The 21,391-nt window shown below is 56.3% G+C and carries 18 protein-coding genes, 1 pseudogene and 1 riboswitch; of the genes and pseudogenes, 10 read left to right on the plus strand and 9 right to left on the minus strand.

What is annotated here, in order from left to right; genetic code table 11:
* The 10 genes and pseudogenes from tuf to ABIC80_RS23825 all read left to right on the plus strand — a co-directional run.
* Positions 1 to 180: pseudogene (gene tuf, locus ABIC80_RS23780) on the plus strand (elongation factor Tu); the annotation flags it as partial.
* A 228-nt stretch (positions 181 to 408) separates the two neighbouring features.
* Positions 409 to 792 carry a preprotein translocase subunit SecE gene (secE, locus tag ABIC80_RS23785; RefSeq protein ID WP_003033128.1) on the plus strand — a complete coding sequence of 128 codons (384 nt, stop codon included), beginning with the start codon at positions 409 to 411 and terminating at the stop codon, positions 790 to 792.
* A 1-nt stretch (position 793) separates the two neighbouring features.
* Positions 794 to 1,339, plus strand: a complete 546-nt coding sequence (nusG, locus tag ABIC80_RS23790) for a transcription termination/antitermination protein NusG (protein ID WP_006816549.1) — start codon at positions 794 to 796, stop codon at positions 1,337 to 1,339.
* Positions 1,340 to 1,480: 141 nt separating this feature from the next.
* Entirely contained in the window at positions 1,481 to 1,909 is a 429-nt protein-coding gene (rplK, locus tag ABIC80_RS23795) for a 50S ribosomal protein L11 (RefSeq protein WP_054804427.1), read from the plus strand.
* A 3-nt stretch (positions 1,910 to 1,912) separates the two neighbouring features.
* Complete coding sequence (gene rplA / locus ABIC80_RS23800) at positions 1,913 to 2,617, plus strand: 50S ribosomal protein L1 (RefSeq protein WP_023479399.1); 705 nt, start codon at positions 1,913 to 1,915, stop codon at positions 2,615 to 2,617.
* Positions 2,618 to 2,915: 298 nt separating this feature from the next.
* Positions 2,916 to 3,413, plus strand: coding sequence for a 50S ribosomal protein L10 (gene rplJ, locus ABIC80_RS23805; RefSeq protein ID WP_007704673.1), 498 nt, complete (start codon positions 2,916 to 2,918; stop codon positions 3,411 to 3,413).
* 66 nt (positions 3,414 to 3,479) lie between these two features.
* Positions 3,480 to 3,848, plus strand: a complete 369-nt coding sequence (gene rplL, locus ABIC80_RS23810; RefSeq protein ID WP_042716076.1) for a 50S ribosomal protein L7/L12 — start codon at positions 3,480 to 3,482, stop codon at positions 3,846 to 3,848.
* Between the two features lie 321 nt (positions 3,849 to 4,169).
* Positions 4,170 to 8,198, plus strand: coding sequence for a DNA-directed RNA polymerase subunit beta (rpoB, locus tag ABIC80_RS23815; protein WP_023479402.1), 4,029 nt, complete (start codon positions 4,170 to 4,172; stop codon positions 8,196 to 8,198).
* A gap of 76 nt (positions 8,199 to 8,274) precedes the next feature.
* Positions 8,275 to 12,498, plus strand: coding sequence for a DNA-directed RNA polymerase subunit beta' (gene rpoC, locus ABIC80_RS23820; protein ID WP_023479382.1), 4,224 nt, complete (start codon positions 8,275 to 8,277; stop codon positions 12,496 to 12,498).
* 142 nt (positions 12,499 to 12,640) lie between these two features.
* A complete protein-coding gene (locus ABIC80_RS23825; RefSeq protein ID WP_312278990.1) occupies positions 12,641 to 13,702 on the plus strand; it encodes an alpha/beta hydrolase family protein in 1,062 nt (353 codons plus the stop codon).
* Here ABIC80_RS23825 and ABIC80_RS23830 read toward each other — a convergent pair.
* The 9 genes from ABIC80_RS23830 to thiC form a co-directional block, all read right to left on the minus strand.
* Entirely contained in the window at positions 13,632 to 14,669 is a 1,038-nt protein-coding gene (locus tag ABIC80_RS23830) for a helix-turn-helix domain-containing protein (protein ID WP_429178798.1), read from the minus strand. The two genes, ABIC80_RS23825 and ABIC80_RS23830, sit on opposite strands and share 71 nt — an antisense overlap.
* A 136-nt stretch (positions 14,670 to 14,805) precedes the next feature.
* A complete protein-coding gene (locus tag ABIC80_RS23835; RefSeq protein WP_023479392.1) occupies positions 14,806 to 15,123 on the minus strand; it encodes a PTS lactose/cellobiose transporter subunit IIA in 318 nt (105 codons plus the stop codon).
* Positions 15,124 to 15,127: 4 nt separating this feature from the next.
* Positions 15,128 to 15,433, minus strand: a complete 306-nt coding sequence (locus ABIC80_RS23840) for a PTS sugar transporter subunit IIB (protein WP_023479403.1) — start codon at positions 15,431 to 15,433, stop codon at positions 15,128 to 15,130.
* A gap of 336 nt (positions 15,434 to 15,769) precedes the next feature.
* Positions 15,770 to 16,924 carry a 2-iminoacetate synthase ThiH gene (gene thiH / locus ABIC80_RS23845; protein WP_312278992.1) on the minus strand — a complete coding sequence of 385 codons (1,155 nt, stop codon included), beginning with the start codon at positions 16,922 to 16,924 and terminating at the stop codon, positions 15,770 to 15,772.
* A complete protein-coding gene (thiG, locus tag ABIC80_RS23850) occupies positions 16,921 to 17,691 on the minus strand; it encodes a thiazole synthase (protein WP_288877578.1) in 771 nt (256 codons plus the stop codon). Before thiG ends, thiH begins: the two co-directional genes overlap by 4 nt.
* Before the next feature lies 1 nt (position 17,692).
* Positions 17,693 to 17,893 (minus strand): sulfur carrier protein ThiS, encoded by a 201-nt coding sequence (thiS, locus tag ABIC80_RS23855; protein WP_042716089.1) that lies wholly within the window; start codon positions 17,891 to 17,893, stop codon positions 17,693 to 17,695.
* The gene (locus ABIC80_RS23860; protein WP_429178801.1) at positions 17,874 to 18,632 is read right to left on the minus strand and encodes a HesA/MoeB/ThiF family protein; all 759 of its coding nucleotides are present in this window, start codon (positions 18,630 to 18,632) and stop codon (positions 17,874 to 17,876) included. The genes thiS and ABIC80_RS23860 overlap by 20 nt, the downstream gene beginning before the upstream one ends.
* Positions 18,625 to 19,260 (minus strand): thiamine phosphate synthase, encoded by a 636-nt coding sequence (gene thiE / locus ABIC80_RS23865; protein WP_200581426.1) that lies wholly within the window; start codon positions 19,258 to 19,260, stop codon positions 18,625 to 18,627. The genes ABIC80_RS23860 and thiE overlap by 8 nt, the downstream gene beginning before the upstream one ends.
* Positions 19,260 to 21,155, minus strand: a complete 1,896-nt coding sequence (gene thiC / locus ABIC80_RS23870; RefSeq protein WP_429178802.1) for a phosphomethylpyrimidine synthase ThiC — start codon at positions 21,153 to 21,155, stop codon at positions 19,260 to 19,262. Before thiC ends, thiE begins: the two co-directional genes overlap by 1 nt.
* An 83-nt stretch (positions 21,156 to 21,238) precedes the next feature.
* Positions 21,239 to 21,375, minus strand: a riboswitch (TPP riboswitch).
* Between the last annotated feature and the right edge of the window lie 16 nt (positions 21,376 to 21,391).

The following is a 21,391-nucleotide window of genomic DNA, read 5'->3' on the forward strand; positions in this document are numbered from 1 at the left end:
ACTGACGTGACTGGCACCATCGAACTGCCGGAAGGCGTTGAGATGGTAATGCCGGGCGACAACATCAAAATGGTTGTTACCCTGATTCACCCGATTGCGATGGACGATGGTCTGCGTTTCGCAATCCGTGAAGGCGGCCGTACCGTTGGCGCGGGCGTTGTAGCAAAAGTTCTCAGCTAATCGCTGATAACATTTGACGCAATGCGCAAGAAAAGGGCATCATTTGATGCCCTTTTTGTACGCTTTCGACCCAGAACCTGGCTCATCAGTGATTTTTTTGTCCATAATCATTGCTGAGACAGGCTCTGAAGAGGGCGTGAGTCCGAAACTCGCCAGAGCATTTCGGTTTGGTTGCCTCGCTTATGCGGGGCAAAAATGTTTGTCTGAATTCTTGTGACAGGTTGGTTTATGAGTGCGAATACCGAAGCTCAAGGGAGCGGGCGCGGCCTGGAAGCGATGAAGTGGGTTGTTGTTGCAGTACTGCTGCTCGTGGCTATCGTTGGCAACTATCTTTATCGTGACATGATGCTGCCGCTCCGCGCGCTGGCAGTTGTAATTCTGATTGCTGCAGCAGGTGGTGTCGCGCTGTTGACGACGAAGGGAAAAGCGACCGTTGCTTTTGCCCGTGAAGCGAGAACCGAAGTACGTAAAGTGATTTGGCCCACTCGTCAGGAAACATTGCACACCACGTTGATTGTGGCTGCGGTCACCGCAGTTATGTCACTGATCCTGTGGGGGCTGGATGGTATTCTGGTCCGCCTGGTTTCCTTTATCACTGGCCTGAGGTTCTGAGATGTCTGAAGCTCCTAAAAAGCGCTGGTACGTCGTTCAGGCGTTTTCCGGTTTTGAAGGCCGCGTAGCAACGTCGCTGCGCGAGCATATCAAATTACACAACATGGAAGAGTTGTTTGGCGAAGTTATGGTGCCGACCGAAGAAGTGGTCGAAATCCGTGGCGGCCAGCGTCGCAAAAGCGAACGCAAATTCTTCCCGGGCTACGTACTTGTCCAGATGGTAATGAACGACGCCAGCTGGCACCTGGTACGCAGCGTTCCGCGCGTAATGGGCTTCATCGGTGGCACCTCCGATCGTCCGGCGCCGATTAGCGACAAAGAAGTGGATGCGATCATGAACCGCCTGCAGCAGGTTGGTGATAAGCCGCGTCCGAAAACGCTGTTCGAGCCGGGTGAAATGGTCCGCGTTAGCGATGGTCCGTTTGCCGACTTTAACGGTGTGGTTGAAGAGGTGGACTACGAGAAGTCCCGCCTGAAAGTTTCCGTTTCTATCTTCGGTCGTGCGACCCCGGTAGAGCTGGACTTTAGCCAGGTCGAAAAAGCCTAAATATTCGGCGATCAAACGTTGCACAAGGCGTGAAATTGACATACAATTTCGCGCCTTTTGTTTTTACGGGTTCTGAACCGGTAAAACAGTTTTAACCACGGGGAGCCTTTCGGGGCGCTATACCCAAACGAGGAAATTTCAATGGCTAAGAAAGTCCAGGCCTACGTCAAGCTGCAGGTTGCAGCTGGCATGGCAAACCCGAGCCCACCGGTTGGTCCGGCTCTGGGTCAGCAGGGTGTTAACATCATGGAATTCTGCAAAGCGTTCAACGCAAAAACAGAATCCATGGAAAAAGGTCTGCCGATTCCGGTTGTTATTACCGTTTACGCTGACCGTTCTTTCACTTTCATTACCAAAACGCCTCCGGCAGCAGTTCTGCTGAAGAAAGCGGCTGGTATCAAGTCTGGTTCCGGCAAGCCGAACAAAGACAAAGTGGGCACCATCTCCCGCGCTCAGCTGCAGGAAATCGCTCAGACTAAAGCCGCGGACATGACCGGTTCTGACATTGAAGCGATGACTCGCTCAATCGAAGGTACTGCGCGTTCCATGGGCCTGGTAGTGGAGGATTAAGAAATGGCTAAACTGACCAAGCGTATGCGCGTGATCCGTGACAAAGTTGATGCGACCAAACAGTACGACATCAACGAAGCCATTGCTCTGCTGAAAGAGCTGGCCACTGCTAAATTCGTAGAAAGCGTAGACGTTGCCGTTAACCTCGGCATCGACGCACGTAAATCTGACCAGAACGTACGTGGTGCAACTGTACTGCCGCACGGTACTGGCCGTTCTGTTCGCGTAGCCGTATTTGCCCAGGGCCCGAACGCTGAAGCTGCTAAAGCAGCTGGCGCTGAGCTGGTAGGTATGGAAGATCTGGCTGACCAGATCAAAAAAGGCGAAATGAACTTTGACGTTGTTATTGCTTCCCCGGATGCAATGCGCGTTGTTGGCCAGCTGGGCCAGGTTCTGGGTCCGCGCGGCCTGATGCCGAACCCGAAAGTTGGTACTGTAACGCCGAACGTTGCTGAAGCGGTTAAGAACGCTAAAGCGGGTCAGGTTCGTTACCGTAACGACAAAAACGGCATCATCCACACCACCATCGGTAAAGTGGACTTTGACGCTGACAAACTGAAAGAAAACCTGGAGTCTCTGCTGGTCGCGCTGAAAAAAGCAAAACCGTCTCAGGCGAAAGGCGTGTACATCAAGAAAGTTAGCATCTCCACCACCATGGGTGCTGGTGTTGCGGTAGACCAGGCTGGTCTGAACGCAGCGGCGAACTAATATTCGCCTTTACGTGGGTGGCGGATTTGTCTACAATCTTCCCCCACGTTTTGCTCGCGTAAGCTAGCAAACAAAAAGATTTGTTCGTTGGAGCCTGGCCTATCCAGGCCTCCGTCGAAGACCGCAGGTGTTTCGCAAGAGACTTAATTCCCTGCGTAGACGGTGACAGAACCTGAAGAATATTTTTTAAGTACTCTTTGGCTTGTTTCTGCTCACCGTATTAAGACGCTCTTTTCGTTGAAAAGAGTGAAGTGAGTTCCAGGGCATGAGCCCTGGCAAACATCCAGGAGCAAAGCTAATGGCTTTAAATCTTCAAGACAAACAAGCGATTGTTGCTGAAGTCAGCGAAGTAGCCAAAGGCGCGCTGTCTGCGGTTGTTGCGGATTCCCGTGGCGTTACCGTAGATAAAATGACCGAACTGCGTAAAGCAGGTCGCGAAGCCGGCGTTTACATGCGTGTTGTCCGCAACACCCTGCTGCGCCGTGTTGTTGAAGGTACTCAGTTCGAGTGCCTGAAAGACGCGTTCGTTGGTCCGACCCTGATTGCATATTCTATGGAACACCCGGGCGCTGCTGCTCGTCTGTTCAAAGATTTCGCGAAAGCGAATGCAAAATTTGAGGTCAAAGCCGCTGCCTTTGAAGGTGAGTTGATCCCGGCGTCCCAGATCGATCGCCTGGCAACCCTGCCGACCTACGAAGAAGCAATTGCACGCCTGATGGCAACCATGAAAGAAGCCTCTGCTGGCAAACTGGTTCGTACTCTGGCTGCTGTACGCGATGCGAAAGAAGCTGCTTAATCGCAGTTTTCTCTATAACGCATTCGCTTACGTATAAACTTATTCTGATATTCAGGAACAATTTAAATGTCTATCACTAAAGATCAAATCATTGAAGCAGTTGCCGCTATGTCCGTAATGGACGTTGTAGAACTGATCTCTGCAATGGAAGAAAAATTCGGTGTTTCTGCTGCTGCCGCTGTAGCTGTTGCTGCTGGCCCGGCTGCTGAAGCTGCTGAAGAGAAAACTGAATTCGACGTTATTCTGAAAGCTGTTGGCGCTAACAAAGTTGCTGTTATCAAAGCAGTACGTGGCGCAACTGGCCTGGGTCTGAAAGAAGCTAAAGACCTGGTAGAATCTGCTCCGGCCGCTCTGAAAGAAGGCGTGAGCAAAGATGACGCTGAAGCTCTGAAAAAATCTCTGGAAGAAGCTGGCGCTGAAGTTGAAGTTAAATAAGCCAACCCTTCCGGTTGCAGCCTGAGAAATCAGGCTGATGGCTGGTGACTTTTTGGTCACCAGCCTTTTTGCGCTGTAGAAGGCGCTGGTAGTGTTTCACACTGTTTGACTACCTGTTGCCTTTTCAATGCTTGTTTCTATCGACGACTTAATATACTGCGACAGTCGCTCGGCGCTGTGTAAATCGCAATGAAATGATTTAAGCGTGATAGCAACAAGCATTGCGGAAAGTGCTCCACTTTCCGGTCAAAAAAATAGTGTTGCACAAACTGTCCTTTCCCTGGGCAGATGGGTCGACTTGTCAGCGAGCTGAGGAACCCTATGGTTTACTCCTATACCGAGAAAAAACGTATTCGTAAGGATTTTGGTAAACGTCCACAAGTACTGGATGTTCCCTATCTCCTTTCTATCCAGCTTGACTCGTTCCAGAAGTTCATCGAGCAAGATCCTGAAGGCCAGTACGGGCTCGAAGCGGCATTCCGCTCCGTGTTCCCGATCAAGAGCTACAGCGGCAATTCGGAACTGCAATACGTCAGCTACCGTCTTGGCGAACCCGTATTTGACGTTAAAGAGTGTCAAATCCGTGGTGTGACGTACTCCGCCCCGCTGCGCGTAAAACTGCGTCTGGTGATCTACGAGCGCGAAGCGCCGGAAGGCACCGTAAAAGACATTAAAGAACAAGAAGTCTACATGGGCGAAATTCCGCTCATGACCGACAACGGTACCTTTGTTATCAACGGTACTGAGCGTGTTATCGTTTCTCAGCTGCACCGTAGCCCGGGCGTCTTCTTTGACAGCGACAAGGGTAAAACCCACTCTTCCGGTAAGGTGCTCTATAACGCACGTATCATTCCTTACCGTGGGTCATGGCTGGACTTTGAGTTCGATCCGAAAGACAACCTGTTCGTTCGTATCGACCGTCGTCGTAAGCTGCCGGCAACCATCATTCTGCGCGCGCTGAACTACACCACTGAACAGATCCTTGACCTGTTCTTTGAAAAAGTAGTCTTTGAGATCCGCGACAACAAGCTGCAGATGGAACTGGTACCGGAACGTCTGCGTGGCGAAACCGCCTCCTTCGATATCGAAGCCAACGGCAAAATGTACGTTGAGAAAGGCCGCCGCATCACCGCGCGCCATATTCGTCAGCTGGAAAAAGACGAAATCCAACATATCGAAGTGCCGGTTGAGTACATCGCAGGCAAAGTTGCGGCGAAAGACTACGTTGACGAATCCACTGGCGAGCTGATCTGCCCGGCCAACATGGAGCTGTCGCTCGATCTGCTGGCTAAACTGAGCCAGGCTGGTCACAAACGTATCGAAACGCTGTTCACCAACGATCTGGATCACGGCCCGTACATCTCTGAAACCGTACGCGTCGACCCAACTAACGATCGTCTGAGCGCGCTGGTAGAAATCTACCGCATGATGCGCCCGGGTGAGCCGCCGACTCGCGAAGCGGCTGAAAGCCTCTTCGAAAACCTGTTCTTCTCCGAAGACCGCTACGACCTTTCTGCGGTAGGCCGCATGAAGTTCAACCGTTCTCTGCTGCGCGACAGCATTGAAGGTTCCGGTATCCTGAGCAACGACGACATCATCGAAGTGATGAAGAAGCTCATCGGTATCCGTAACGGCATCGGTGAAGTGGATGATATCGACCACCTCGGCAACCGTCGTATCCGTTCCGTAGGCGAAATGGCGGAAAACCAATTCCGCGTTGGCCTGGTGCGTGTAGAGCGTGCGGTGAAAGAGCGTCTCTCTCTGGGCGATCTGGATACCCTGATGCCGCAGGACATGATCAACGCCAAGCCGATTTCGGCGGCGGTGAAAGAGTTCTTCGGCTCCAGCCAGCTCTCCCAGTTTATGGATCAGAACAACCCACTGTCTGAGATTACGCACAAACGTCGTATCTCTGCACTTGGCCCGGGCGGTCTGACCCGTGAGCGCGCAGGCTTTGAAGTTCGAGACGTACACCCGACCCACTACGGTCGCGTATGTCCAATCGAAACGCCTGAAGGTCCGAACATCGGTCTGATCAACTCCCTGTCCGTCTATGCACAGACTAACGAATACGGCTTCCTCGAAACGCCGTACCGTAAAGTGACTGACGGCGTGGTGACTGACGAGATCCATTACCTCTCTGCAATTGAAGAGGGTAACTACGTTATCGCTCAGGCGAACACCAACCTGACGGAAGAAGGGCGTTTTGCAGAAGATCTGGTAACGTGCCGCAGCAAAGGCGAATCAAGCCTCTTCAGCGCAGACCAGGTTGACTACATGGACGTATCCACCCAGCAGGTGGTTTCCGTCGGTGCATCCCTGATTCCGTTCCTGGAACACGATGACGCCAACCGTGCATTGATGGGTGCGAACATGCAACGTCAGGCGGTTCCGACTCTGCGCGCTGATAAGCCGCTGGTTGGTACCGGTATGGAACGTGCTGTTGCCGTTGACTCCGGCGTAACTGCCGTTGCGAAACGTGGCGGTACCGTTCAGTACGTGGATGCTTCCCGTATCGTTATCAAAGTTAACGAAGACGAGATGTACCCGGGCGAAGCAGGTATCGACATCTACAACCTGACCAAATACACCCGTTCTAACCAGAACACCTGCATCAACCAGATGCCGTGTGTTTACCTGGGTGAGCCGATTGAGCGCGGCGACGTGCTGGCAGACGGTCCGTCCACCGACCTCGGTGAACTGGCGCTCGGTCAGAACATGCGCGTAGCGTTCATGCCGTGGAACGGTTACAACTTCGAAGACTCCATCCTCGTCTCCGAGCGTGTGGTTCAGGAAGATCGTTTCACCACTATTCACATCCAGGAACTGGCTTGTGTGTCCCGTGACACCAAACTGGGGCCGGAAGAGATCACCGCTGACATCCCGAACGTGGGTGAAGCTGCGCTCTCCAAACTGGATGAATCCGGTATCGTTTACATCGGTGCAGAAGTGACCGGCGGCGACATTCTGGTTGGTAAGGTAACGCCGAAAGGTGAAACCCAGCTGACGCCAGAAGAGAAACTGCTGCGCGCGATCTTCGGTGAGAAAGCGTCTGACGTTAAAGACTCTTCTCTGCGCGTACCAAACGGTGTTTCCGGTACGGTTATCGACGTTCAGGTCTTCACCCGCGATGGCGTGGAAAAAGACAAACGTGCGCTGGAAATCGAAGAGATGCAGCTCAAACAGGCGAAGAAAGACCTGTCTGAAGAACTGCAGATCCTCGAAGCTGGCCTGTTCAGCCGTATCCACTCCGTGCTGGTATCCGGTGGCGTTGAAGCTGAGAAGCTCGACAAACTGCCGCGCGACCGCTGGCTGGAACTCGGCCTGACCGACGAAGCGAAACAGAATCAGCTGGAACAGCTGGCTGAGCAGTACGACGAACTGAAACACGAGTTCGAGAAAAAACTCGAAGCGAAACGCCGTAAAATCACTCAGGGCGACGATCTGGCACCGGGCGTGCTGAAGATTGTTAAGGTTTATCTGGCCGTTAAACGTCAGATCCAGCCTGGTGATAAGATGGCAGGTCGTCACGGTAACAAGGGTGTTATCTCCAAGATCAACCCGATCGAAGATATGCCATACGATGAAAACGGCACGCCGGTAGACATCGTACTGAACCCGCTGGGCGTACCGTCTCGTATGAACATCGGTCAGATCCTTGAAACCCACCTGGGTATGGCTGCGAAAGGTATTGGCGACAAGATTAACGCCATGCTGAAACAGCAGCAGGAAGTCGCGAAACTGCGCGAGTTCATCCAGCGTGCATACGATCTGGGCGCTGACGTTCGTCAGAAAGTCGACCTGAGCACCTTCAGCGATGACGAAGTGCTGCGTCTGGCTGAAAACCTGCGTAAAGGCATGCCGATCGCAACGCCGGTCTTCGACGGTGCGAAAGAGTCTGAAATCAAGGAACTGTTACAGCTGGGTGGCCTGCCGACTTCCGGTCAGATCACACTGTTCGACGGTCGTACCGGTGAGCAGTTCGAGCGCCAGGTTACCGTTGGCTACATGTACATGCTGAAACTGAACCACCTGGTTGATGACAAAATGCATGCGCGTTCCACCGGTTCCTACAGCCTGGTTACTCAGCAGCCGCTGGGTGGTAAGGCGCAGTTCGGTGGTCAGCGCTTCGGGGAGATGGAAGTGTGGGCGCTGGAAGCATATGGCGCGGCATACACCCTGCAGGAAATGCTCACCGTTAAGTCTGATGACGTGAATGGTCGTACCAAGATGTATAAGAACATCGTGGACGGCAACCATCAGATGGAACCGGGGATGCCAGAGTCCTTCAACGTACTGTTGAAAGAGATTCGTTCGCTGGGTATCAACATCGAGCTGGAAGACGAGTAACTCTCGCTCAAACAGGTCACTGGTGCCGGGGTAACACCCGGCACCAGATTGTGCTAACTCCGACGGGAGCAAATCCGTGAAAGACTTATTAAAGTTTCTGAAAGCGCAAACTAAAACCGAAGAGTTTGATGCGATCAAAATTGCTCTGGCTTCGCCAGACATGATCCGTTCATGGTCTTTTGGTGAAGTTAAGAAGCCAGAAACCATCAACTACCGTACGTTCAAACCTGAGCGTGACGGCCTTTTCTGTGCGCGTATTTTCGGGCCAGTAAAAGATTACGAGTGCCTGTGCGGTAAGTACAAGCGCCTGAAACACCGCGGTGTGATCTGTGAGAAGTGCGGCGTTGAAGTGACCCAAACTAAAGTGCGTCGTGAGCGCATGGGCCACATCGAACTGGCTTCCCCGACCGCGCACATTTGGTTCCTGAAATCACTGCCGTCCCGTATCGGTCTGCTGCTGGATATGCCGCTGCGTGATATCGAACGCGTTCTCTACTTCGAATCCTATGTGGTTATCGAAGGTGGGATGACCAACCTGGAACGTAACCAGATCCTGACTGAAGAGCAGTATCTGGACGCGCTGGAAGAGTTCGGTGACGAATTTGACGCGAAGATGGGCGCCGAAGCGATCCAGGCCCTGCTGAAAAGCATGGATCTGGAGCAAGAGTGCGAGCAGCTGCGTGAAGAGCTGAACGAAACCAACTCCGAAACCAAACGTAAGAAGCTGACCAAGCGTATCAAGCTGCTGGAAGCGTTCGTACAGTCTGGTAACAAGCCGGAGTGGATGATCCTGACCGTTCTGCCAGTGCTGCCGCCGGACCTGCGTCCGCTGGTTCCGCTGGACGGTGGTCGTTTCGCAACGTCGGATCTGAACGATCTGTACCGTCGCGTGATCAACCGTAACAACCGTCTGAAACGTCTGCTGGATCTGGCGGCGCCGGACATCATCGTACGCAACGAAAAACGTATGCTGCAGGAAGCGGTCGACGCCCTGCTGGATAACGGTCGTCGCGGTCGTGCGATCACTGGTTCCAACAAGCGTCCGCTGAAATCCTTGGCCGATATGATCAAAGGTAAGCAGGGTCGTTTCCGTCAGAACCTGCTCGGTAAGCGTGTTGACTACTCCGGTCGTTCTGTAATCACCGTAGGTCCATACCTGCGTCTGCATCAGTGCGGTCTGCCGAAGAAAATGGCGCTGGAGCTGTTCAAACCGTTCATTTACGGCAAGCTGGAACTGCGTGGCCTCGCCACCACCATCAAAGCCGCGAAGAAAATGGTTGAGCGCGAAGAAGCTGTCGTTTGGGATATCCTGGACGAAGTTATCCGCGAACACCCAGTACTGCTGAACCGTGCACCAACACTGCACCGTCTGGGTATCCAGGCGTTTGAACCGGTACTGATCGAAGGTAAAGCGATCCAGCTGCACCCGCTGGTTTGTGCGGCATATAACGCCGACTTCGATGGTGACCAGATGGCTGTTCACGTACCGCTGACGCTGGAAGCCCAGCTGGAAGCGCGTGCGCTGATGATGTCTACCAACAACATCCTGTCTCCAGCGAACGGCGAACCAATCATCGTTCCGTCTCAGGACGTTGTACTGGGTCTCTACTACATGACCCGTGACTGTGTTAACGCCAAAGGCGAAGGCATGGTGCTGACTGGCCCGAAAGAAGCTGAGCGTATTTACCGCGCTGGCCTGGCCTCTCTGCATGCGCGCGTTAAAGTGCGTATCACCGAATATGAAAAAGATGCTAACGGCGAGTTCGTTGCGACCACCAGCCTGAAAGACACGACCGTTGGCCGTGCCATTCTGTGGATGATCGTACCGAAAGGTCTGCCTTTCTCTATCGTCAACCAGGCGCTGGGCAAGAAAGCGATCTCCAAAATGCTGAACACCTGTTACCGCATTCTGGGTCTGAAGCCGACCGTTATCTTCGCTGACCAGACGATGTACACCGGCTTTGCTTATGCAGCGCGTTCAGGTGCATCCGTTGGTATCGATGACATGGTCATCCCGGAGAAGAAACACGAGATCATCTCCGAAGCGGAAGCTGAAGTTGCTGAGATCCAGGAGCAGTTCCAGTCTGGTCTGGTAACCGCGGGCGAACGCTATAACAAAGTTATCGATATTTGGGCCGCGGCGAACGATCGCGTATCCAAAGCGATGATGGATAACCTGCAGACTGAAACCGTTATTAACCGTGACGGCGTTGAAGAGCAGCAGGTTTCCTTTAACAGCATCTACATGATGGCCGACTCCGGTGCGCGTGGTTCTGCAGCCCAGATTCGTCAGCTTGCTGGTATGCGTGGTCTGATGGCGAAGCCGGATGGCTCCATCATCGAAACGCCGATCACCGCGAACTTCCGTGAAGGTCTGAACGTACTCCAGTACTTCATCTCCACGCACGGTGCGCGTAAAGGTCTGGCGGATACCGCACTGAAAACCGCGAACTCCGGTTACCTGACCCGTCGTCTGGTTGACGTGGCACAGGATCTGGTTGTAACCGAAGACGATTGTGGCACCCTCGAAGGGATCACCATGACGCCGGTTATCGAAGGTGGCGACGTTAAAGAGCCGCTGCGCGATCGCGTTCTGGGTCGTGTGACCGCTGAAGACATTCTGAAGCCGGGCACCGCAGACATTCTGGTTCCGCGCAACACGCTGCTGCACGAACAGTGGTGTGACCTGCTGGAAGCGAACTCTGTAGACTCCGTGAAAGTGCGTTCCGTTGTATCCTGTGACACCGATTTTGGTGTGTGCGCCCACTGCTATGGTCGTGACCTGGCGCGTGGCCACATCATCAACAAAGGTGAAGCAATCGGCGTTATCGCAGCACAGTCCATCGGTGAGCCGGGTACACAGCTGACGATGCGTACGTTCCACATCGGTGGTGCGGCATCGCGTGCGGCTGCTGAATCCAGCATCCAGGTGAAAAACAAAGGTAGCATCCGTCTGAGCAATGCGAAGTCGGTTGTTAACTCCAGCGGTAAGCTGGTGGTCACCTCCCGTAACACTGAGCTGAAACTGATCGACGAATTTGGTCGTACCAAAGAGAGCTATAAAGTGCCTTACGGTGCGGTGATGGCGAAGGGTGATGGCGAGCAGGTTGCCGGCGGTGAAACCGTTGCAAACTGGGATCCGCACACCATGCCGGTAATCACCGAAGTGGCTGGTTTCATCCGCTTCACCGACATGATCGATGGTCAGACGATTACCCGTCAGACTGACGAACTGACCGGTCTCTCTTCGCTGGTGGTTCTGGACTCTGCAGAGCGTACCGCTGGCGGTAAAGACCTGCGTCCGGCACTGAAAATCGTTGATGCCAATGGCAACGACGTACTGATCCCAGGCACCGATATGCCTGCCCAGTACTTCCTGCCGGGTAAAGCGATTGTTCAGCTGGAAGATGGCGTACAGATCAGCTCCGGTGACACCCTGGCACGTATTCCGCAGGAATCCGGCGGTACCAAGGATATTACCGGTGGTCTGCCGCGCGTTGCGGATCTGTTCGAAGCACGTCGTCCGAAAGAGCCGGCAATCCTGGCTGAAATCAGCGGTATCATCTCCTTCGGTAAAGAGACCAAAGGGAAACGCCGTCTGGTGATCACGCCGGTTGACGGTAGCGATCCGTACGAAGAGATGATCCCGAAATGGCGTCAGCTCAACGTGTTTGAAGGTGAACGTGTAGAACGTGGTGACGTGGTTTCCGACGGTCCGGAAGCACCGCACGACATTCTGCGTCTTCGTGGCGTACACGCGGTAACGCGTTATATCACCAACGAAGTACAGGACGTTTACCGTCTGCAGGGCGTTAAGATCAACGATAAGCACATCGAAGTTATCGTTCGTCAGATGCTGCGTAAAGCCACCATTGTGAACGCGGGCAGCTCCGAGTTCCTGGAAGGCGAGCAGGTTGAATACTCTCGCGTCAAGATTGCTAACCGCGATCTCGAATCGAATGGCAAAATCAGTGCAACCTATGCACGCGATCTGCTGGGTATCACCAAAGCGTCTCTGGCGACCGAGTCCTTCATCTCCGCGGCATCGTTCCAGGAGACGACTCGTGTGCTTACCGAAGCAGCCGTTGCGGGCAAACGCGACGAACTGCGCGGTCTGAAAGAGAACGTTATCGTGGGTCGTCTGATCCCGGCCGGTACCGGTTATGCGTACCACCAGGATCGTATGCGCCGTCGCGCCGCTGGCGAACTGCCGGCAGCACCGCAGGTCACTGCGGAAGACGCGTCCGCGAGCCTCGCAGAACTGCTGAACGCAGGTCTGGGCGGTTCCGACAACGAGTAATCGTTTCTCGTCATAAAAACCCGCTTCGGCGGGTTTTTTTATGCCTGAAATCCGCTAAACCGGTCCTCGATCGCGTTTCAGGACGCCCGCCGCACAAGGGACGGGCACACTCAGCGTTCTGTTAACCCATCAGGAACGCATAATGTCCTTACGCACACTCATTCTCTCTTTTACGCTTCTTCTGAGCGGCATAACCCATGCCGACACCGCCTTTCGCCAGCTGCATCTGCAAGAGGACAAAGCCCGCCCGCTTGATGTCGCCGTCTGGTATCCGACTGCACAAACCGGCACCCCGGAAACGGTGGGCGACAACCCGGTTTTTGTCGGCACACCGGCTTTGCGTAACGCACAGCCCGCAACCGGTAAACATCCCTTATTACTGCTCTCACACGGTTACGGCGGCAACTGGCGCAACCTGAACTGGCTGGCGCAGCGCATGGCGGCGCAGGGGTATATTGTCGCCGCGCCCGATCATCCGGGCACCACCACCCGCAATAAAGCGCAGCAGGATGCCTGGCAGCTCTGGCAACGCCCGCGCGATCTGCGCCGCGTAATGAATGACCTGATTGGCGATCCTGCTATTGCTGGTCAGGTGGATACCCGGCGCATTGCTGCGCTCGGCCACTCGCTGGGCGGCTGGACGGTGATGGAGCTGGCAGGCGCGCGCTTCGATGCCGGACGTTTTCAAACGGATTGTAAAAGCCATCCCGCGCTGTCGGGCTGTAAGCTCATACCGACTCTCGGCATCAATCGTCCTGAGGCATCTGCTCCGTTGATGGAGAGTCAGCGCGAACCGCTGATCAAAGCCGTTGTTTCGCTGGATTTGGGGCTGGCACGCGGATTTACACCGGAGAGCCTCGCGCAACTGAATGTGCCGGTGCTGATCCTCTCCGCGCAGGCCGACAGCGTCGAGTTGCCTGCCCGGCTGGAGTCCGGCTATCTGCAACACAACATTCCGGCGGCAAAGCAGCAGGCACAAAGCGTTACGGGCGCAACCCACTTTAGTTTTATGCAGCTCTGCAAGCCCGGCGCCAAGGCGTTGATTGAGGCGCAGGATCCGGGCGAAGGGATTGTGTGTGAGGATGGCGGTTCGCTAAGCCGGGCTGACATTCATCAGCGGCTTAGCGACACGATCACGGCTTTTCTGCAACAGGCGCTGGATTACCCGCCGCGCGGCGAAACTCCGTCGGGCTCACGCCGCTGATACGCACAAACTCGCGGTTGAAGTTGGATTTGGTGGCAAAGCCAGCATCCAGCATGATGCTGGTGATGGGCGCGTCGGTGGTGAGCAGCAGATGTTGGGCATGGTGAATGCGAAAGCCGTTAATCCACTGTGAGACATTGCAGCCGCGCACCGCATTGACCGCCCGCGAAATCTGGCGCGCAGGGATCACCCATTTTCGCGCCAGCAGATCGAGCGTCAGGTCGCTATTGAGAAACAGCTGCTGTTCGGTAAGGCGCCTCTCCAGCCTTTCGCAGAGCGTTACAAGATCGCTATCCACCTCCACGCTTTGTACGTCGGCTGGCGGTATTAGCGGTGTTTCATCAGCGGCGGGGATTTTCTTGCCGCTGTAGAGAATGGCGAGGCAGATAAACGGCAGCAGTATCGCCTGCGAGAGGGCGACGAGGCGCGGTGCCTGCAAGCCGTCATACCAGGCGAAGTCGAGCATAATCGCCACATCGGTCAGGCCGCTAAAGCAGAGAAACGCCCCGGCAAGAAAGGCCATCACCGAGGTGCTGCGCGCATCTGTTAGCCGGGCCAGCACAAAAGCATCCGCGCCCCGGTAAGCGGTCCAAATTAGTGCGCCGCCGTAACCGATGTAGAGCAGCATCAGAACAATGTCGGTAGAGATTGGCGCAATCAGGTTCAGCACCAGCGCGATGACAGGCGGCAGCAGCGAGGCAAGGCGTTCAGAGGTGCGGCTTTGATCGGTGACGCGGGCAAAACAGCGCCATGCCAGCGGCGGCAGCGCAATCGCCAGCATCGACTGTAGGTGTCGCAAAATCAGCGCATCAAATTGCCAGCGCAGCGCCGTCATCAGCACCAGCAGCGCACAGCCGGTGATAAAGGTGGCGAGGGTGCGATAACCGGAAGGACGTTGTAGCCAGACCTTTGCCAGCAGCATCAGTAGCAGGGAGAGGGTATAAAACGGAACGGGAATGGCGGGCATCAGGCACCTGCGGTGGTGATTACGATCGGCGAATGCCATGTTGTGCCATAAAACGACGCGGAATACACCTCACCGTTTTGGCAGCAATGAAAAACGCCCGGTAAAGCGGGCGTCTATGCGTGTGGTGAGGCGAATATTAAGCGCGCGGCGGAAGCCGGCGGTAGATCTCAATCAGGTCATCAGCCAGGTCCTGGATGACCATTGCGTTCATCAGGTGGTCCTGGGAGTGAACGGTAATCAGGTTGACCGGCAGTTTACCGGTGCCTTCGTCCAGACCGATTAACTGGGTCTGGATTTTATGCGCGGCTTTAACAAATTCGCGTGACTCCTCCATCGCTTTTTCCGCGTCGTCGAAATCGCCTTTACGCGCCATCTGCAGCGCGGTCAGTGCCTGGCTGCGCGCCGCACCGGCGTTGACCAGCAGTTCCATAATGATGGTTTCTAACTCTTCCACGCGCTTACTCCAGCAGCTTAAGGGCTTTTTCCAGTACGACATCGCCTTTCATCATGCCGTAATCCATCATATCGATCACCGCCACCTTCTTGCCCAGCGGCTCGGCCTGCGCCTGCAGTTTTGCCTGCTCATACTTCACCTGCGGCCCCAGCAACACGATATCTGCCGTTGCAATCTCATCTTTAAAGTCCGCAACAGGAACCGCTTTGATAGTGACCTCGACGCCTTTCTTTTGCGCCGCGTCTTTCATTCGTTGCACCAACATGCTGGTGGACATACCTGCTGCACAGCATAAAACGATGTTTTTCATAGTCAGCCTCGGTGTTGATGGGATAATTGATAATTATCCGTCGGCGTTGACTTCAACAACCGCTTTACGGTGATTGTGTGTCTGGCATCACAAAGAAAGGGCAGCGAAGGTGAAACCGGTTACAACCTGACATCACTTCGTTTCACTCCTTGCATCACCGTCGTTGGTCACGCTGTTTTTCAGCGTGATAAGCAGCGTACCTGCCAAAGGGGGGCGGAGCGGGAGAGGGGAACGGCACCCGCTCCGGTCAGTGTACGCTGACGAAGTAAGGTTGCCGCAGCGGGCGCTGTGGTGCCAGCGCCCGAATTTCACTTTACGTAACAGGCCGCAAGAAAATTAACCGTTTATCAGCGTATTACTCTTTTTTTGCGGCACACGTCCCAGCCAGCTGTCCCAGTCTTTCCACACCGGTTGCAGCCCACGGGCGATCAGCGCATCGGCAACCACCTCCGGGCGACGTCCATCATGGGGCGAGAACTGCTCCAGCTCCGGGTGATCGTCGGCATAGCCGCCGGGCTGCGTTTTAGAAAACGCACTGACATTGTTGATGGCGAGGGGAATAACATGATCGCGAAAGTGCGGCGACTCGCGCGTCGATAACGACAGCTCGGTATCCGGTGCCAGCAGGCGAAACGCGCAGATGGTCTGCACCAGTTGTTTCTCGTCCATGATTGACGCCGGTTCGATCCCGCCCGCGCAAGGGCGCAGGCGAGGAAACGACACTGAGTAGCGGCTCTGCCAGTAGTGCTGCTGTAACCAGAGCAGATGCTCCGCCACCATATAGCAGTCGACGCGCCAGCTATCGGATAACCCCATCAGCGCGCCAAGGCCGATCTTGTCGATCCCCGCACGGCCAAGGCGATCCGGCGTCTCCAGCCGCCAGAAAAAGTCCTGCTTTTTGCCGCGCAGATGATGCCGGGCATACTGCGCCTCGTGGTAGGTCTCCTGGTAGACCATCACGCCATCCAGCCCAAGCCCTTTTAGCTCGCGATACTCCTCTTCAGAAAGCGGCTGCACTTCCATCTGCAATGAGGCGAACTGGCGGCGAATAGCGGGGAAATGGCGGCGAAAATAGTCCATCCCTACTTTTCCCTGATGCTCGCCGGTAACCAGCAGCAGATGCTCAAACCCCAGTTCACGCAGGGCTGCGCACTCGCGGGCGATCTCCTCTTCATCCAGCGTTTTGCGCTTCAAATGGTTGCTCATAGAGAACCCGCAATAGGTGCAGTCATTGGCGCAGAGATTCGACAGATAGAGCGGGACATAAAAACTGACGGTGTTGCCAAAGCGCTGGCGGGTCAGGCGCTGCGCTTTCTGCGCCAGCGGCTCCAGCAGCTCGCTGGCCGCCGGAGAGAGCAGGGCCATCATATCGTCGCGGGTCACGTGCCGGGCGTTAAGCGCGCGCTCAACGTCAGCGGTGGTCTTGCTGTGAATACGCAGGCGGATATCATCCCAGTTCAGCTGCCGCCAGCGGTCGGTAAAGGTATTCATTGCAGCGTCTCCAGAAAGCCGGTCAGCGGGCTGGTGGCTGCGGCATAGTGTTGGCGCGCGCCCGGCACGGCACGACGCGCCAGTGCCCCGGCTTCCACCGCCAGACGAAACGCGCGCGCCATGGCGACCGGATCATCCGCAACGGCGATGGCGGTGTTGACCAGCACTGCATCCGCGCCCATCTCCAGCGCCAGCGCGGCGTGGCTTGGCGCACCGATGCCAGCATCTACTACCACCGGCACGCTGGCCTGCTCAATGATGATCTCCAGCATGGCGCGGGTCTCCAGCCCCTGATTCGAGCCAATCGGCGCGCCGAGCGGCATTACCGCTGCGCACCCCACCTCTTCCAGCCGTTTGCATAACACCGGATCTGCGCCGCAGTAGGGCAGCACCACAAACCCGCTCTGCACCAGCTTTTCTGCCGCGCGCAGGGTTTCGATAGGGTCCGGCAGCAGCCAGCGCGCATCGGGGTGGATCTCCAGCTTCAGCCAGTGTGTGCCCAGCGCTTCTCGCGCCAGTTGCGCGGCAAAGATCGCCTCTTCGGCATTTTTCGCGCCGGAGGTGTTTGGCAGCAGGGTGACGCCCGCGTCTATCAGCGGCTGCAAAATAGCGTCATTGCGCTGGCGTAAATCGACGCGCTTCATTGCCAGCGTCACCAGCTCGCTGCCCGCCGCCTGAATTGACTCCACCATCAGCTGCGGCGTGGCGAATTTTCCCGTGCCGGTAAAGAGGCGTGAGGAAAAGGTTTTATCTGCAATACGTAACATCTCAACCCCCTGCGATAACCTGAAACAGCAGGATGCGATCGCCATCCTGCAACTGTTGTTCTTCCCAGCGCTCGCGCGGCAGAATCGCCTCGTTTAGCGCCAGCGCGACGCCCGGCTTTAACTGTTCAAGCTCCTTAAGCAGGTCGGCAACGCTCAGCGTTTGTGCGCAGGTCATCGGTTCATCATTGAAGCGAATCTGCATGATGCCCTCCGCAGACCGGGCAGGCGCTCGCGCGCTGCAATGCGAGGGTGCGCCACAGGTTGGTGCGGGCGTCAAACAGCCGCAGCTTCCCCTGCGCCGCCTGCATGCCGGTTAACAGCTTGATCGCTTCGAGTGCCTGCATCGCCCCCATAATGCCGACCACCGGGCCGACAATACCCGCCGTGCGGCAGTTGCGTTCCGGCTCGCGCTCGTCGGGCCACAAACAGCGGTAGCAGCCCTGCTCCCAGGGCGGGGTGAGCACCAGCAGCTGGCCGCCAAAACCGACGGCGCTGGCAGAAACCAGCGGCGTATTACGCGCCACGCAGGCGGCGTTAATCGCCTGGCGGGTCTGCATGTTATCGCTGCAATCAAGCACCACATCGGCGCGCGAGACCTCTTCAAGCAGCGCGCCGCCGCTGAGCCGCTGTGAGAGAGAGACCAGTTCAATCTCCGGGTTGAGCTGATGCAGCCGCTCTGCTGTCACCGTGGCTTTGGGCTGGTTGATATCGCGCGAGGTAAAGAGGATCTGCCGTTGCAGGTTGCTCAGGTGCACGGCGTCATCATCCGCCAGCACCAGCATGCCGACACCCGCGCCCGCCAGGTAGGCGGCGGCAGGCGCACCAAGACCGCCAAGACCGACAATCAACACCCGGCTGTCGAGCAGCTTCTGTTGCCCGGCGATAGCGATCTCCTCCAGCAAGATCTGGCGGCTGTAGCGCATAAAGTCGTGATCATTCATCGCCCACCCCCGCGAGATCCAGCAGCTGCCGCGTGGCCTGCTGCCACTCATCCGCCTGGGTAATGGCGCTCACCACGGCAATGCTGCCGACGCCCGTTGCCAGCACCTCGGGCGCGCGCGAAAGGCTGATACCGCCAATTGCCACCGTCGGATAGTCGCCGAGCCGCGCAACGTGGCGCGTAAGCGTTGCCAGCCCCTGCGGAGCGGAAGGCATCTGCTTGGTCTGGGTCGGGAAAACATGCCCAAGGGCGATATAGGAGGGGCGTGCCGCCAGCGCGACATCAATTTCCATATCATCATGGGTTGAGAGGCCAAGCCGCAGCCCGGCCTGGCGAATGGCGGTTAAGTCGGTAGTGGCCAGATCCTCCTGACCGAGATGCACGCCGTAGGCCTGGTGTTTAATCGCCAGCCGCCAGTAATCATTGATAAACAGCCGCGCGTTGTAGCGGCGTGCAAGGGCAATAGCGGCCATCACGTCCGCTTCCACCTCTTCGTCGCGCTTATCTTTGATCCGCAGTTGCAGGGTGCGTACGCCTGCATCCAGCAGGCGGGCGATCCACTCCACGCTATCGACCACCGGATAGAGCCCGAGGCGAAAGGGCACCGGCGGGAAATCAGGCTGATACATTACGCCTCCTCCTGTTTCAGGTAGATCTCCCCGCCGCGGGCGCGGAAGTCGCTGGCTTTATCCGCCATGCCCGCATCGATGCTCTGCGCAGCGGCGTAATCACGTACCTCCTGCGAAATCTTCATTGAGCAGAATTTCGGCCCGCACATCGAGCAGAAGTGTGCCACTTTGCCCGACTCCTGCGGCAGGGTTTCATCGTGATAGGCGCGGGCGGTGAAGGGGTCGAGGGCGAGGTTAAACTGATCTTCCCAGCGGAACTCAAATCGCGCTTTCGACATGGCGTTATCGCGGATCTGCGCGCCAGGGTGGCCTTTGGCCAGATCCGCAGCGTGGGCGGCGATTTTGTAGGTAATCAGCCCCTGTTTGACATCCTCTTTGTTCGGCAAGCCGAGGTGCTCTTTCGGCGTGACATAGCAGAGCATCGCGCAGCCAAACCAGCCAATCATTGCCGCACCGATACCGGAGGTGAAGTGGTCATAACCCGGCGCGATATCGGTGGTGAGCGGCCCAAGAGTGTAGAAGGGCGCTTCGTGGCAGCTCTCCAGCTCTTCGGTCATATTGCGGCGGATCATCTGCATCGGCACATGGCCGGGGCCTTCAATCATCACCTGCACGTCATACTCCCAGGCGATTTTGGTCAGTTCACCCAGCGTATGCAGCTCGGCGAATTGCGCTTCGTCATTGGCGTCCTGAATCGATCCCGGGCGCAGGCCGTCTCCCAAAGAGAGAGAGACGTCGTAGGCGGCACAGATCTCGCAGATCTCGCGGAAGTGAGTGTAGAGGAAGTTCTCCTGATGGTGGGAAAGGCACCACTTCGCCATGATTGAGCCGCCGCGCGAGACAATGCCCGTCAGGCGTTGCGCGGTCATCGGCACATAGCGCAGCAGCACACCGGCGTGGATGGTGAAGTAGTCGACCCCCTGTTCCGCCTGCTCCAGCAGGGTGTCGCGGAATACTGACCAACTGAGATCTTCGGCGATCCCGTTGACCTTCTCCAGCGCCTGGTAGATCGGAACCGTGCCGATCGGCACCGGGCTGTTACGCAGGATCCACTCGCGGGTTTCATGAATGTAGCGACCGGTGGAGAGATCCATCACCGTATCCGCGCCCCAGCGGGTTGACCACACCAGCTTCTCCACCTCTTCTTCAATTGATGAGGTGACGGCGGAGTTACCGATATTGGCGTTTACCTTCACCAGGAAGTTGCGACCAATGATCATCGGCTCTGATTCAGGATGGTTGATGTTGGCGGGAATGATGGCCCGGCCCGCCGCCACTTCAGCGCGGACAAACTCTGGCGTAATGTTTTCGGGCAGCCGCGCGCCAAACCCTTCTCCAGAGTGCTGGCGACGCAATACTTCACTGCGAATGCGCTCACGCCCCATATTTTCTCGCAGGGCGATGAACTCCATTTCGGGGGTAATGATGCCCAAACGGGCATAGTGCAGCTGCGTCACGCATCTACCCGCTTTGGCGCGACGCGGCGTCAGCAGGCCGCTAAAACGCAGTGCATCAAGGCCGTCATCCGCCAGGCGTTGGTTGGTATAAGCCGAGCTGCGATGATCCAGCTCTTCGCTGTCATCGCGGGCGGCGATCCACGCTGCGCGCAGCTTCGCCAGCCCCTGCTGCACATCAATGGCGATCGCCGGATCGCCATACGGGCCGGAGGTGTCATACACCGGCACCGCTTCGTTCTCTTCATACTGCGGGGCGGTTTTGGCACCGCCGACGAGCGTCGGGCTGAGCTGGATTTCACGCATTGGCACGCGAATATCGGGCTGTGAGCCGGTGAGGTAGATGCGACGGGAGTTGGGGAAAGCGGTGCCTTCCAGCGTATCGATAAAGTGTTGCGCCTGGGCGCGTTGTTCACGGCGTGTACGTTGAGTAGTAGACATAGCTCATTCCAGTGTTAAAGGAGATGGCTTGTCAGACGACGGATGGAGTAATGGCAGCAAACCGCCCGTGAGGGTGGTGTGGTGGATGGATTACTCTTGTTCCCTTCGCAGGTATTAGCCTGATCAGGTTCCGCGGATCCCGAATTAACGGTCTCAGCCTTTTTACACCTCAGCTTTCAGAAAGCGTGGGTGTAAAAGAGTGGCACTCCGACAAGAAAAACCCCCGCCCGAAGCGG

The sequence above is a fragment of the Kosakonia sp. 1610 genome (assembly GCF_050435845.1).
Lineage (GTDB): Bacteria > Pseudomonadota > Gammaproteobacteria > Enterobacterales > Enterobacteriaceae > Kosakonia > Kosakonia cowanii.